This is a genomic window from Vibrio sp. R12-SW3-ISO1 (assembly GCF_059834005.1).
The window spans coordinates 193,514-206,957 of record NZ_JCBDGK010000015.1 but is presented as its reverse complement, the minus strand read 5'-3'; the positions used below and the strand labels follow the sequence as shown (position 1 = coordinate 206,957).

Here is a 13,444-nt window from a genome sequence, read left to right as displayed (position 1 = left end):
GGCGACGAGACACGTAGCGAGACTGAGTCTACATGCGTTCCTTTGCCATATTGGCGGATGCGCTGGTAGGGTACTCATCGACCACCTGTTGGTAGTACTTGTTCGCCTGCGCTTCATTGTTGTTGCGCTTGGCAATGTCACCCAATTTGAGCAGCGCGTCTGCGCGCTTGTTGGACTCTGGATAGGCAATCACAGCGGCAAAGCTTTTCACGGCTTCTTTGTCTTCTTTCTTCGCGAAATAGAGCTGTCCTAACCAGTAGTGGGCATTAGGCGCAAAACTAGAATCTGGGTAGTCTTGCTGGAACTGTTTAAATGCAGCGATAGCGCCGGTGTAATCGCGCTTTTTCAGCACGAGATCGGCGGCGTTTTGATAGGCTTCTTGCTCGCTCGCATCGGAGCTGAAGGTGCCGGTCGGCTGGTTGTCTGCGGCATCCACAGGGACCACAGCAGGGGCGGCGCTGGCTTGAGCGCGCAGCTTATCGAGTTCGATAAACAGCTCACGTTGACGTTGCAGCATTTGCTGCATGTCGTAATTATTCTTTTCGATTTGTCCGCGAAGGTCGCTGATTTCTAGCGCCATACCATCAAGTTGCTGCTGCATTTGTAGCTGCACACGGTTGCGGTTTTCTAATAAGCGTTCAAGACGCTCTACGTCTGACTCGTTACTACGCACAGCGGATGTCGACGCAGCGCCGTTGCCACTACTGGCGAGATCAGATACTGGGGCTGGTGCAGCGAGCACAGAGCTCGCTGCACTTGCCAGTAACGTCAGCGTAAACGCTCGCTTTAAGTTACTGAACATGAGGCAATCCTCGAATTAGTACACTAGAACAGCGCGGCGGTTCTTAGCGTAAACATCTTCTGACTGACCAAGAAGAAGAGGTTTCTCTTCACCGTAGCTTACGATAGCGATTTGATCAGCTTGAACACCAAGTGCTTGTAGGTATTTCGCTACGGCTTCCGCACGGCGCTCACCTAGGGCAATGTTGTACTCAGGCGTACCGCGCTCATCCGCATGGCCTTCGATAGTCACTTTAAGCGCAGGATCTTTGCTTAGGTATGCCGCGTGTGCTGCTAGCATCTCTTCGTAATCTGCTGCGATAGTTGCATTGTCGAAAGCAAAGTAGATAGTTTGCGTTTCACGTAGCGCTTGCTCTTTTAGTTCTTGCTCAGACAGTTGAGCGTTTTGATCGATAGGAGAGACCATAGTGGTATCTGTACCGTTCGCTGAACCTTGAACTGATTGGTTAGTTTCAGAACCAGAAGCGTTAGCTGCGTCGTCGCTTGAGCTACATGCTGTAACTGCAAGGACAGGAAGCGCAATTAGAAGCCCCTTAAACACTTTATTAAGTTGCATTGTTGATTTTCCTTATTTTAGGTATTTACTTGCTACAAAAATGGTGACCATGCAGGTGCACGAACACGTCCGTTTGTCGCTGGTAATCTCGCTTTAAAACGCCCATCGATGGAGACCATGGACAGCACATTGGCTTTGTTATAGATCGAACTATAAATCACCATGCCACCGTTTGGCGCTATGCTCGGAGATTCATCGAGCAGTGTTTTCGTTAGGATTTGTACCGCCCCTGTTTCTAGGTCTTGTTTTGCAAGGTTAAAACCGGTGTTGCTTTGGTTAACCATCACAAGAAAACGACCATCAGGCGTGATTTGTCCACCTAAATTTTGACTTCCTTGCCAAGTGATTCGGCTGGATGAACCGTTTGCCAAATCTACTTGATAAATCTGAGGTTTTCCACCCCGATCCGAGGTAAAGATCAGAGATTTACCATCTGGGTGCCAAAACGGCTCCGTATTATTCGAGCGGCCCGTCGTCACCTGAGTTAACTTGCGACTGTTTAGGTCCAGAGTATACACATGCAAGTTACCGGTTTTTGACAGCACCAAAGCCAGCTTACTGCCGTCTGGTGAGAATCGTGGCGCCCCATTGTGACGCGGATAAGAGGTCACTTTTTCACGCTTGCCGGTGTAAATGTTCATGATGTAGATTTCTGCTTGGCCGTTTTGGAAGCTCACATAGGCAAGCTGCTGACCGTCCGGTGACCAAGCTGGTGACATCAATGGTTGTTTAGAGCGCAGCACTAAACGCTCGTTGTAGCCATCATAATCGGCGACGCGAAGCTGATAAGGGAACGTCTCTTTGTCATTGACAACCACATAGGCAATACGGGTCAGAAAGGCGCCGCGTTCACCGGTTAGCTCTTGGTAGACAAGGTCGGCAATGCGGTGCGCGTACTCACGCATGCGATCGCCCGGCACGGTGGCACGCTTGTTAAACAGCACGTGATCTTTTGATAGAACCAGTTGACCATCGTCGCTGAGCGCTTTGCTCTGCCCTTGTGTCAACTGACCACGAACCACATCCACTAGCTGGTAGTTAATCACGTAATTGCCTTCCGCATTTTGGCTAATGCTACCGGTGACGAGAGCATCCACGCCGATGCTCGTCCAAGCATCAAAGTTGACGTCAGATTCGTTGTACGGCGTTTGTGGCATTTTACTGGTGGCAACTGGGCTAAATTTACCGCTGCGCTGCAAGTCAGATGCAATCACATTCGATACATCTTCAGGTAACTTACCTGCCCCTTCCCATTGGAAAGGCACAATCGCGATGGGACGCGCAGAATCAATACCGTCGGTAATAACAAGTTCCAAGGCCGCGTTGGCCACTTGAAACAGGCTCATAGTGGTGAGCACCCATCCTAATACTAATCGCTTTAACACAAGCATTTCCTTTTACTCAATCCTGAATTACTCAGGAATTACTCGTAAGTTGATGTCTTTTAACTTGTTCACTATGTCTTGATCGGTTGGTAGCGGAAAGGTGCCGACTTTGGCGACCGCACTCTTGGTCGCGGCGCACAAACGGCTATCACCCTCTCGAACGCTCAAATTACCAACAATCGCGCCCGATCCAGTGGGTATCAAGCGCAGGTTAACCAAACAAGACTTTCCCCGAAAACTGTCCTCAAGCAATAAATTCTGCTGGATCAGCTGGGTGTAAATCGCTCCGTAGCGGTCCGCTTCACTGGCTACATGGCGTGAACGCGCACTGCTGTTACTCTGTGACTCTGACTCCAGGCCAGCGAAGATATCGTTAAGCGCCGCCTCTTGCTCTTTGCGCTCACGTTCCAGTCGCTGCAAACGCTCCTGCTCTTGACGCGCTTTTTCTGCGGCTTCTTTGGCTGCACGCTCTTTTTCAATCCGCTCTTGCTCAGCCTTCTTCGCTGCTTCTTGTTTCGCTATGCGTTCTTGTTCCGCTTTTTCCGCCGCTTCACGTTCACGACGCGCCTTTTCTTGCGCCTCTTGCGCGGCTTTCTCACGAGCGACACGCTCTTGTTCTGCTTTAGCAATCGCCGCCTCTTTGGCTAAGCGTTCTTGCTCTGCTTTCTTCACCGCTTCTTCTTTCGCTTTGCGCTCCGCCTCAAGTTTGGCTACGCGCTGCTCTTCCGCTTCGCGCTGCTTTTCTTTCTCAACACGGCGTTTTTCTGCTTCGCGCGCCGCTTTGGCTTCTTGCGCTTGCTGCTCTTTTAGCTTGCGAATGCGCTCTTCTTCCGCTTTACGGTTCTGCTCAAGCTTTTCACTTTCTCGGCGCAGCTTATCGAGACGCTCTTGCTCTTTTTTCGCGGCCTCTTCACGCTGGCTGCGAATTTGCTGTGCTTGCGCGCGCACCGCACTGGGGTCTATGACCACCGCTTGCACGAGCTGGCCCGTTGGTTTTGGCGTCGACATGGTGAAATCCGTTCCCCAAATCAGTGCCACCACCAAAGCCGCATGAAGCCCAACTGAAATCAGTATGGGCTTTTTGTATTCACGAAATAGAGACTTCTTTTCTTTCATAGATTAGGAGCACTTACTCTTTGATGTCTGTCAGGAGGCCGACTTTAGGAATGCCCGCGCGGCTGAGCTCATCCAGCACCAAGACAACTTCGGCATAAGGGGTGGCCGCGTCGCCGCCCACCGCAACCGGTGAGTCTGGCTTAAGCGAGAGCTCCGCTTTAACTCGCACGATAATGTCTTGCAGTGATAAGCCGCGCACCACGTCTTCGTCGTTGACACTTAGCCCCAAGTTTCCATCTCTGTCGATTTCGACAATGATGAAGCTCGCGTCGCTGTCTCCCGCCATTTCTGAGGCAGGTTTGGCGGTGGAGGTCTTAGGTAACTCGACATCGACCCCTTGCGTCACAAACGGTGAAGTCACCATAAAGATGATCAGCAGTACCAACATCACGTCAATGTAGGGCACGACGTTGATCTCTGCGGTCATCTTACGCTTTTTCGGTTGATAGCCTGCCATCGCGCTTATTCCTTGGACGCTTTGTCTCTTCCGGCCATCGCTTGACGATGCAAGATACTGTGGAATTCTTCAGAGAAGGTGGCGTAGTTGTGCTCAAGCTTGCCCACTTTGTTGCTCAGGCGGTTGTAAGCCATTACCGCAGGAATAGCAGCAAACAGACCCATCGCAGTCGCCACCAATGCTTCGGCGATACCTGGCGCCACCATGGCTAACGACGCTTGCTTCACTTCACCCAGCGCAATGAAGGCGTGCATGATGCCCCAAACCGTGCCAAACAAACCAATATAAGGGCTGATTGAGCCAACGGTCGCCAGAAACGGCAGATGTGTTTCTAGCTCATCGACTTCGCGAGCGACTGCGACGCGCATCGAGCGCCCCGTGCCTTCCATAATGTAGTCTGGCGAATCAGCGTTGGATTTGCGTAGGCGAGCAAACTCGGTGAAGCCCGAGTAGAAAATCTCTTCCGTACCGGCCAGTTCATCTTTGCGCTTATGGGCCGCTTGATAAAGGACAGAAAGATCGGTGCCCGACCAGAACTTATCTTCAAACGTCTCCGCTTCTTTCGCGGCTTTTGAGAGCACTTTGCTGCGCTTGATGATCATCGCCCAAGAGGCTATCGACATGCCCAAAAGAATCAGCATGACCATTTTTACCAGCAAGCTTGCTTGCAGGAACAGATCCAGCATGGAAATATCAGCGGTCACCGTGTGTAAACTCCGTAATTATTGACTGAGGTATCGCCGTTGGCCTCATTTTCTCATTATCAATACATGCTACCTTAACCATTGTTTTACACAATGACCTTCCTTCAGGATTAACGATTTCCTGACAGAATGTGAGCGATGCTTTTTTGATTTCTTCGACGCGCGTCAGCACCTTGAGGTGGTCGTCTAGACGCGCGCCGTGTAAAAAGTCGATATCCATGTGTCGGACTACAAAACCCAACTTTTGTTCCAGTAAACGCTGTTGCGATACGCCGATAGTGCGAAGTAGCTCGGTTCGCGCGCGTTCAAAGTACTTTAAGTAGTTGGAGTGATATACCACGCCACCGGCATCGGTATCTTCGTAGTAGACCGTCACTGGCCATTCAAATGTCATCTCGGCTCCTTGTGCCTATTGCTCCCAGCGGAGAAAGGGCGCAAGCCCATCACAAACGGTTTGTTACTATAACGCAACTCATTGGGGTTTACGCAAGGGCTTATCAGCGCTTTTCAAAGATTGAAACAAAAAAATAGCACTACCTTTCAATCGGTAGTGCTATTTCGCTCATGGAATGAGCATACGGGTTCTCCTGCGGTGAGGGGATCGCGTTTAGAGCAATCTCACTGCGGTGAGGTAGCCCAAAATGCTCAAACAGAAATAGGGGCTAAACAGACACTGCCAAACCCATTTGTGCGGCTTAAAGCCAATGCCATACACCATGCTTGAGCAAATGGCCCAAATCATCAGCGGTGAGATCACGGCATTAAAACCGCCAATGGAGGCAGCGTAGCGTTCTGGATCCCACATCACCATAGCGACATGGTAAAAACCCAACAACAAAGATAAAACCCGAAATAGGGTCTTATCCATTGGCGCATGCCACTTAGTGACACGCGCAGTGAGATTACTCACTGTCTTTGTCCATCATTTCTGAGTGCTCTAACCAAAGCGCGTTAATGATGCCGAACGCACACGCTAAGAGTACACCCAGAATCCATGCGAAATACCACATAATTGTTGCTCCTTAGTAGAGTGAGTTTTTGTTGTCTTCGATGTATTTATTATCGAGACGGCCAAACATTTTGTAGTAGGTCCACGATGTGTAACCCAAAATCACAGGTACCATCACGGCCGCAACCGCGGTCATTAGGTTCAGTGTGAGCTCAGATGACGTCGCATCCCACATGGTTAGGCTGTGACTTGGCATTAAGTCCGATGGCATTACGAATGGGAACATCGCAAAACCTGCGGTCAAGATGACGCCCGCATTACCAAGGCTCGATGCCAAGAAGGCAAAGCCGCCTTTTTCAAATCGAGACGCCACTACCGCCAACAGAGGCATCGCCACACCCAGTGCTGGCGCTAGCCACATCAGTGGGTAGGTTTCAAAGTTACTCATCCATGCGCCAGCTTCACGCACCACTTCTTTGTTGAGTGGGTTTGACGCCGCATTGCCATCGATGACGCTAGTGATCACATAACCATCAATACTTTGTACCCAAAAGCCCGCGCCCACAAAGGCGGCTGCTGTCAGTAGACCCATCAGTTGAGCCACGCCACGAGCACGAGCGTGCACGTCATCGGTGGTTTTCATCTGTAGCCAGGTTGCGCCTTGCAAGATGATCATAAACAAGCTCACTAGGCCACACAGCAGAGCAAATGGGTTCAACAAGCCAAAGAAGGAACCGTGATAGGTCGGCATCAAGAACTCATTGAGCTGGAACGGAACCCCTTGCAGCAAGTTACCAAACGCCACACCAAAGATAATCGGTGGGACAAAGCCGCTGATTGAGATACAGATATCCCAAGTGTTACGCCATTTAGGATCTTCAATTTTAGAGCGGTAATCGAGACCAATCGGACGCAACCAGAGTGCTGCCAACGTCACGATCATCGCCAGATAGAAACCGGAGAACGAGGTCGCGTACACCAGTGGCCAAGCGGCAAACAGCGCGCCACCCGCGGTGATCAACCACACTTGGTTACCGTCCCAGTGCGGGGCGATCGAGTTGATCATGACACGGCGCTCGTTATCATTTTTGCCGATAACAGGGACCAGCGCACCGACCCCCATATCGAAACCGTCAGTAATGGCGAAGCCTATTAGTAGAACACCAATCAGTACCCACCAAATCAATCGCAAGATTTCGTATTCAAACATCTGTGTTTCTCCTTGCCTTAAGCTTCTACTTGGCGACTAACTTTGTCTTCAACAGAGTTAGCATCTTGCTCGAAGTGGTAGCGACCTGTTTTCAGGCTGCTCGGTCCCTTGCGTGCAAATTTCACCATCAGGTAGACCTCTGCAATCAAGAACACGGTGTAAAGCGCCAAAATGGCAAACAGCGACGTCCAGATTTCACCCGCAGTCAACGCGGATGCAGCAACGTGAACCGGTAGGATTTCACCAACGGCCCAAGGCTGACGACCAAACTCGGCGACAAACCAACCCGCTTCAACCGCAATCCAAGGCAGTGGGATGCTAAATAGCGCCGCTTTGTGGATCCACGCTTTCTGTTCGATTTTCTGACGACAGGTCTGGATAAACGCCGCGCCAAAGACAAACAACATGATGAAACCACACGCCACCATGATACGGAACGACCAGAATAGAGGCCAAACAGTAGGAATGGAGTCATCCGCCGCCGCTTGAATTTGCTCTTCTGACGCATCGACAACGTTGTCAGTGTAACGCTTGAGCAGCAAACCGTAGCCAAGGTCGCCCTTCACTTCATCAAACGCCGCGACGTTTTCAGCAGATTTGTCACCAGCGCGCAGCTTCTCTAACAGCTCATAAGCAAGCATACCCGTGCGGATACGCTCGACGTGCTGATCACGTAAATCACGAAGACCCGTCACTTCCTCATCAAACGAACGTGTCGCGATGATGCCCATGACGTAAGGGATCTTAATCGCGTAATCGGTGTGCATGGTCTCTTGGTTCGGGACACCAAACAAAGTAAAGGCCGCAGGGGCTGGCTCTGTGTGCCACTCAGCTTCAACTGCCGCAAGTTTCACTTTCTGCACTTCACCCAATTCGTAACCTGACTCATCGCCAAGGACGATAGTCGACAAAATCGCCGCCATACCGAAAGAAGCCGCAATCGCAAACGAACGACGCGCAAACGCAATGTCACGACCTTTCAATAGGTAGTAAGAGCTGATGCCTAGCACGAACATCGCGCCCGTCGTGTAACCTGAAGCGACCGTGTGAACGAATTTGACTTGCGCCACTGGGTTGAGCACCACTTCGGCAAAGCTCACCATTTCCATACGCATGGTTTCGAAGTTGAACTCTGCGCCGACTGGGTTTTGCATCCAACCGTTGGCCACCAAGATCCACAACGCCGAAAAGTTGGAGCCAAGCGCAACGAGCCAAGTGACGGCTAAGTGTTGACGCTTAGAGAGCCTGTCCCAGCCAAAGAAGAATAAGCCGACAAAGGTGGATTCGAGGAAAAAGGCAACCAGTGCTTCGATGGCCAAAGGCGCACCAAAGATGTCACCTACGTAGTGAGAATAGTAAGACCAGTTGGTTCCGAATTGGAATTCCATGGTCAGGCCCGTTGCTACACCTAGGGCGAAGTTAATACCAAACAGCTTACCCCAGAACTTGGTCATGTCCTTGTAGATTTGCTTATCGGTCATCACGTACAGAGACTCCATGATGGCGAGTAAGAACGCCATTCCGAGAGTCAACGGTACGAAGAGGAAGTGATACATCGCGGTTAATGCAAACTGCAACCGCGACAGATCCACTACGTCAATATCGAACATTGATTACTCCTTTTGTGCCGGCTGAAGACACTTTACTTCCATTGATGCAGCATGATTATTCGTTACCCAATCTTAAAGGTTGTTATCAGATAGCGGCTTACTGTTGCAAAAATGTACCGTAACAGTTAGTTAATTGTTAAGCATCAGCTAATATAGCTGGAACTAATATTACTGCTAAAAATTCTGCGTTTCAAAAGGTTTATAGAAACTGTCCGCTTTGATTTGTATCAACTTTAGTGCCGCATTTTTGATTAATTTTCCATCAAATTGATCTGTATCAAAAGAAAATCAGCGCGGATGTTAATGGGGCGTAATTAGACTGGTCGAATTCATTTTTATGCAGAACAAGCGATTAACAAAACACCTTATTTCATTAACCATAAAGGGGTAGTAAAGAATTTACATTTGTGACATTGATCACCAAAAATAGAAAACCAGCTCATCGGAGCTGGTTATGCAAACTTAGTTTTCATTCACGATTGGGCATTGACTCGCTAAGACTTGTCGATACCAAAATGGAGATAAGCTCGATCGGTCGCAATACGACCTCTTGGTGTGCGTTGCAGATACCCCTGTTGAATGAGGTAAGGTTCAAGAACGTCTTCGATGGTGTCTTTCTCTTCACCTATCGCTGCCGCCATGTTGTCGAGGCCAACCGGTCCGCCACCAAATTTCTCCATAATGGCGAGCAGTAATTTCCTATCCATGTAATCGAAGCCTTTGGCATCAACATCAAGCATATTGAGCGCTTTGTCTGCGGTGTCAGCGCAAATATGGCCATTGCCTTTTACTTCAGCGTAGTCACGTACGCGGCGTAGCAGTCGGTTGGCGATACGAGGCGTGCCTCGCGCACGGCGCGCGACTTCAAGCGCCCCTTCCGCATCCATCGACAGCCCTAGACAATCAGCACTTCGCTGGACAATGTGCTGCAAATCGGCGATTTTGTAATACTCCAAACGCTGAGTAATACCAAAACGATCGCGCAGTGGCGACGTCAACGACCCGGCTCTCGTGGTAGCGCCAATCAGGGTGAACGGAGGCAAATCAATTTTAATCGACCGCGCCGCCGGGCCTTCACCAATCATGATATCAAGCTGATAGTCTTCCATTGCAGGATAGAGCACCTCTTCAACCATTGGGCTCAAGCGGTGTATCTCATCAATAAACAACACATCATTTTCTTCGAGATTGGTTAACAAGGCGGCCAAATCGCCCGCTTTTTCAAGTACCGGCCCCGAGGTGGTACGAATGTTAACGCCCATCTCGTTAGCCACAATGTTCGCCAGCGTGGTTTTACCCAGACCCGGAGGACCAAAGATCAACAAGTGATCAAGGGCTTCGCTACGCAAATTAGCGGCTTTGATGAAAATTTCCATTTGATCACGGACATGATCCTGCCCTTGGTAATCTTCGAGCTTTTTCGGGCGTATTGCACGGTCAATGACGTCTTCTTCTTTGTAGACAGCATTGTCTGGGGCAATCAGGCGATCCGCTTCAATCATGACTGTTTACCTTTCAATGGGCTAGACCATAGATTTGAGCGCTTCACGAATCAATTCTTCGCTGCTCATCTCTGCCGTTTTCACCTGCGATACCACTTTAGACGCCTGGGTTGGCTTATAGCCAAGCGCAAGCAGCGCACTGATCGCCTCTTCTTCCGCGTTCGATTGGCTTGAGTGTGTCGCCGAATCCATCGGCGCGGCATCCGTATGTGGCGTGAACAAGTCGCCCGCCCCCCAGCCTTTGAGGCGATCCTTCATCTCAACCACCAATCGTTCTGCGGTTTTTTTGCCTACTCCAGGCAACTTGACCAAGGTAGAGACATCTTCTCGCTCGACACAGGCGACAAACTGACTCGCCGTCATACCCGATAAAATGCCAAGCCCCAGTTTTGGCCCTACGCCATTGGCTTTGATCACTTCACGAAACAGCGCTCTCTCTTTAACGGTATTAAAGCCGTACAACAACTGCGCATCTTCACGAACCACAAAGTGTGTGTAGATGATCGCTTCTTCACCAATGTTGGGCAATTCATAAAAGCAGCTCATGGGCATTTGAACTTCGTAGCCTATCCCGCTGACTTCAATCAGCAGTTCTGGGGGTTGTTTCTCAATTAAAATGCCGCGCAATCGTCCAATCACTGGTTCGTCCTATTCGCTGTATAAAAGTGGTTTGATGATAATAAAGAACTGGATGTATAGCCAGTAAAAAACTAGCGGTAGCGTCCTCGTCGTGCGCTGGTCGCTTTTCCTGCAAGCGCCACTAAGGTTTTGTTGGTATTGGCATGACAAATCGCCACACCCAGCGCATCGGCGGCGTCCGCCTGTGGTTTGGCTGGCAGTTTGAGCATCGACTGAACCATGTGCTGCACTTGCTCTTTATCCGCGCCGCCATTACCCACCACAGCTTGTTTAATCAGACGCGCAGCGTATTCGTACACCGGCAACTCAGCATTCACCGCCGCCACAATAGCGCTACCGCGGGCTTGACCTAATTTAAGTGCGGAGTCGGCATTGCGCGCCATAAAGACCTGTTCAATAGCGAACACATCGGGCTGAAACTGGGTGATGATCTCCGAAACGCCCGCGTAAATTTGCTTGAGCCTACCGGGTAATTCCGATTCTGACGTGCGTATACAACCGCTGCCGAGGTAGTGAAGATGTCGACCTGTTTGGCGAATCACGCCATATCCGGTAATTCTTGAGCCCGGATCGATTCCTAAAATTATCGACATTGAGATCCTAGATTGGCAAAAACGTCATTCTACCCAATCGATGGGGGAATATGTAGCGCAAAGCATCATGACGGGGCGGTAATGATCGCGCGGCTCGATAAGCCCGCCTCAAGCGTCACTTCAATCACTTGCTCAGGCTCAGCGGTCAGCTTCTCGCCACTCCAATAATCAAACCAATACACCGGGTAATCGGAGGTCAGCGTGACTTCTCGGCCGGTTTGGTGGTAGTTAAATAAGCAGTGTAAGTCGTTACGCTCAGTCAGTTTCAAAAACCCATGATGCAGGTTAAACGCGGTAAACTTGGCGGCGTCTTGATTGTGGTTGTGTCGCATCACCAGTTTCGCTAGGGTCTTTTTCGCGAATGTGGTGAGATCCGGTAACGGGTCACCAGAGAGCAGTAATCCGCCACTGGCGAGTAGTACATCACGATGGAATTCATACGCTTGACGTTCCGCAGCTTGATTGGGCAACGAGACCAACGTCGCGCAATCGGGATCGATTTGCCACAGTTTGCGATGCTGCCAACTGCGGTAGAAGGTCTCTTTGGCGATTTGCTCAAATCGCCTTGGGTCTCGCTCGACATCATCTGACACGCGCATCGCATCTACCATGCCTAGCGACGGCCACATTGGAGCATTGCAGCCCAGTAACCACGCATCGCCTGCCCCTTGAGCAATGGCATCCATCCCCATTCGGTAGGCTTCCACCCCAGTAATGCCTGACTGCCAACGGCGACCTTTTAACGCTCCCCAATAGTTAGCATCAAGCTTAAATAGCTCAATCCCCCACTCTTCACGCATGGTCTTAAACACATGGGTGAGATGATCTTGCACATCCGAGTGAGTCGTATCGAGCAGATACCAAGGCGTGCATCGCCAGCCCGCATAGGTGACGTCTTCTGCTTTCATGATCTGGCCATTGTCATGGGTGACAAACCAATCTGGATGCTGGCGAAAAATGGTTGAGTTGCCCTCGGCAATAAAAGGCGCGACCCAAATCGCGGGCTTTTTGCCGCTGCGCTTTATCTCCTCAATCAAGGACGCAAGCCCAGACGGAAACTGCGCAGATGGCGAGAGCCAATCGCCCATAAACGCTTGATAGCCATCATCAATTAACACGTACTCGAGCGGCTTAATGTTCTCTTTCATGCAGCGCACATTGTCGCGAATCTGCTGCTCTTTGACTTGTGCATAATAGGCATACCAAGAGCACCAACCCAGCGGCGCGACACCATCAACACCTGCACGCCTTGGATGATGTTTGGCAATGCAGTCACTGAAGGTTTCATACAGTCCGGAAAGTGACGAGCCTTTCAGCACAACAACCGATTCAAGTTCGCTATGACTCCAATCACTAGGGTGGGTATTTTCACCATCAATGTAAGCCGTGAGGGTGCGCGTACCCTTCTGCTCTCTCACCTCAAAATAGCCGGCGAAACGCCGACAAGAGGTAAAGCCAAACAAGGTGTAGCCCAGCGAGTCTTCGACCACCAAATAGTTGTAATAGCGCTTAGGTTCGTTGGAGCCATAGAGCCGATAGCTCGCGCTGTTGTCGGGGCAGCGACCGATATCCACCGGCTTGTCGATGGTGCCGGTGGTTTGAGCGAGCATTTGAAAGCCATCGCCAAGTACCATTGCCTGACGCTCAAACTGAAAATCCGTTGAGAACAGTGCGTAGTGTGAGCCGAATGGATCATTACTTAAGCCTTGGAAGCGAAAGTGGACTTCGTTGCCCTCTACCACCGCATCAAGATCGCGACTCGGCACATACAGCACCTGCTCGTTATCTAATCGAATCACTTGGCCCATCTCGTTACCTCTCACCACAACGATTGACATTACAGCACTGCTCACCGTGCCTGTCTAACCAACAAATCTATTACAAATCACACTTTTATCACTATATGTGATGGTTTTTGTTTT

The 13,444-nt window shown here is 50.4% G+C and carries 15 protein-coding genes; all 15 read right to left on the bottom strand.

The features are described 5' to 3' along the window. Nucleotides 1-28: 28 nt before the first annotated feature. Nucleotides 29-802 carry a tol-pal system protein YbgF gene (ybgF, locus tag AC6R0R_RS04630; protein ID WP_500625850.1) on the bottom strand — a complete coding sequence of 258 codons (774 nt, stop codon included), beginning with the start codon at nt 800-802 and terminating at the stop codon, nt 29-31. A 15-nt stretch (nt 803-817) separates the two neighbouring features. Continuing rightward, nucleotides 818-1,357, bottom strand: a complete 540-nt coding sequence (gene pal / locus AC6R0R_RS04625; RefSeq protein ID WP_334550954.1) for a peptidoglycan-associated lipoprotein Pal — start codon at nt 1,355-1,357, stop codon at nt 818-820. A 32-nt stretch (nt 1,358-1,389) separates the two neighbouring features. After that, on the bottom strand, nt 1,390-2,742 hold the full coding sequence (gene tolB / locus AC6R0R_RS04620) for a Tol-Pal system beta propeller repeat protein TolB (RefSeq protein ID WP_500625849.1): 1,353 nt from the start codon (nt 2,740-2,742) through the stop codon (nt 1,390-1,392). Between the two features lie 27 nt (nt 2,743-2,769). Continuing rightward, complete coding sequence (gene tolA, locus AC6R0R_RS04615) at nt 2,770-3,858, bottom strand: cell envelope integrity protein TolA (protein WP_487902660.1); 1,089 nt, start codon at nt 3,856-3,858, stop codon at nt 2,770-2,772. Between the two features lie 13 nt (nt 3,859-3,871). Further along, the gene (locus tag AC6R0R_RS04610) at nt 3,872-4,315 is read right to left on the bottom strand and encodes an ExbD/TolR family protein (protein ID WP_487902661.1); all 444 of its coding nucleotides are present in this window, start codon (nt 4,313-4,315) and stop codon (nt 3,872-3,874) included. 5 nt (nt 4,316-4,320) lie between these two features. Then, nucleotides 4,321-5,019 (bottom strand): protein TolQ, encoded by a 699-nt coding sequence (tolQ, locus tag AC6R0R_RS04605; RefSeq protein WP_500625848.1) that lies wholly within the window; start codon nt 5,017-5,019, stop codon nt 4,321-4,323. Continuing rightward, nucleotides 5,009-5,413, bottom strand: coding sequence for a tol-pal system-associated acyl-CoA thioesterase (gene ybgC, locus AC6R0R_RS04600; protein ID WP_334550962.1), 405 nt, complete (start codon nt 5,411-5,413; stop codon nt 5,009-5,011). Before ybgC ends, tolQ begins: the two co-directional genes overlap by 11 nt. Before the next feature lie 213 nt (nt 5,414-5,626). Further along, a complete protein-coding gene (ybgE, locus tag AC6R0R_RS04595) occupies nt 5,627-5,929 on the bottom strand; it encodes a cyd operon protein YbgE (protein WP_500625847.1) in 303 nt (100 codons plus the stop codon). Beyond that, nucleotides 5,922-6,029 (bottom strand): cytochrome bd-I oxidase subunit CydX, encoded by a 108-nt coding sequence (cydX, locus tag AC6R0R_RS04590; protein WP_000270284.1) that lies wholly within the window; start codon nt 6,027-6,029, stop codon nt 5,922-5,924. The genes ybgE and cydX overlap by 8 nt, the downstream gene beginning before the upstream one ends. A gap of 12 nt (nt 6,030-6,041) precedes the next feature. Further along, complete coding sequence (cydB, locus tag AC6R0R_RS04585; protein ID WP_500625846.1) at nt 6,042-7,178, bottom strand: cytochrome d ubiquinol oxidase subunit II; 1,137 nt, start codon at nt 7,176-7,178, stop codon at nt 6,042-6,044. Nucleotides 7,179-7,195: 17 nt separating this feature from the next. Beyond that, complete coding sequence (cydA, locus tag AC6R0R_RS04580) at nt 7,196-8,788, bottom strand: cytochrome ubiquinol oxidase subunit I (protein WP_500625845.1); 1,593 nt, start codon at nt 8,786-8,788, stop codon at nt 7,196-7,198. A 494-nt stretch (nt 8,789-9,282) separates the two neighbouring features. After that, the gene (gene ruvB, locus AC6R0R_RS04575) at nt 9,283-10,290 is read right to left on the bottom strand and encodes a Holliday junction branch migration DNA helicase RuvB (RefSeq protein ID WP_334550969.1); all 1,008 of its coding nucleotides are present in this window, start codon (nt 10,288-10,290) and stop codon (nt 9,283-9,285) included. A 21-nt stretch (nt 10,291-10,311) separates the two neighbouring features. Further along, on the bottom strand, nt 10,312-10,929 hold the full coding sequence (gene ruvA, locus AC6R0R_RS04570; RefSeq protein WP_500625844.1) for a Holliday junction branch migration protein RuvA: 618 nt from the start codon (nt 10,927-10,929) through the stop codon (nt 10,312-10,314). Between the two features lie 71 nt (nt 10,930-11,000). Then, nucleotides 11,001-11,522: a crossover junction endodeoxyribonuclease RuvC gene (ruvC, locus tag AC6R0R_RS04565; RefSeq protein ID WP_487902666.1), complete on the bottom strand. Its 522-nt coding sequence runs from the start codon at nt 11,520-11,522 to the stop codon at nt 11,001-11,003. 65 nt (nt 11,523-11,587) lie between these two features. After that, a complete protein-coding gene (locus AC6R0R_RS04560; RefSeq protein WP_500625897.1) occupies nt 11,588-13,330 on the bottom strand; it encodes a glycoside hydrolase family 36 protein in 1,743 nt (580 codons plus the stop codon). Nucleotides 13,331-13,444 lie beyond the last annotated feature (114 nt).

Bases quoted from the DNA above. Each gene is read 5' to 3' on its own strand.
- ybgF (WP_500625850.1), bottom strand. From the start codon at position 802: ATGTTCAGTAACTTAAAGCGAGCGTTTACGCTGACGTTACTGGCAAGT.
- pal (WP_334550954.1), bottom strand. From the start codon at position 1,357: ATGCAACTTAATAAAGTGTTTAAGGGGCTTCTAATTGCGCTTCCTGTC.
- tolA (WP_487902660.1), bottom strand. From the start codon at position 3,858: ATGAAAGAAAAGAAGTCTCTATTTCGTGAATACAAAAAGCCCATACTG.
- AC6R0R_RS04610 (WP_487902661.1), bottom strand. From the start codon at position 4,315: ATGGCAGGCTATCAACCGAAAAAGCGTAAGATGACCGCAGAGATCAAC.
- ybgC (WP_334550962.1), bottom strand. From the start codon at position 5,413: ATGACATTTGAATGGCCAGTGACGGTCTACTACGAAGATACCGATGCC.
- cydX (WP_000270284.1), bottom strand. From the start codon at position 6,029: ATGTGGTATTTCGCATGGATTCTGGGTGTACTCTTAGCGTGTGCGTTC.
- cydB (WP_500625846.1), bottom strand. From the start codon at position 7,178: ATGTTTGAATACGAAATCTTGCGATTGATTTGGTGGGTACTGATTGGT.
- cydA (WP_500625845.1), bottom strand. From the start codon at position 8,788: ATGTTCGATATTGACGTAGTGGATCTGTCGCGGTTGCAGTTTGCATTA.
- ruvB (WP_334550969.1), bottom strand. From the start codon at position 10,290: ATGATTGAAGCGGATCGCCTGATTGCCCCAGACAATGCTGTCTACAAA.
- ruvC (WP_487902666.1), bottom strand. From the start codon at position 11,522: ATGTCGATAATTTTAGGAATCGATCCGGGCTCAAGAATTACCGGATAT.
- AC6R0R_RS04560 (WP_500625897.1), bottom strand. From the start codon at position 13,330: ATGGGCCAAGTGATTCGATTAGATAACGAGCAGGTGCTGTATGTGCCG.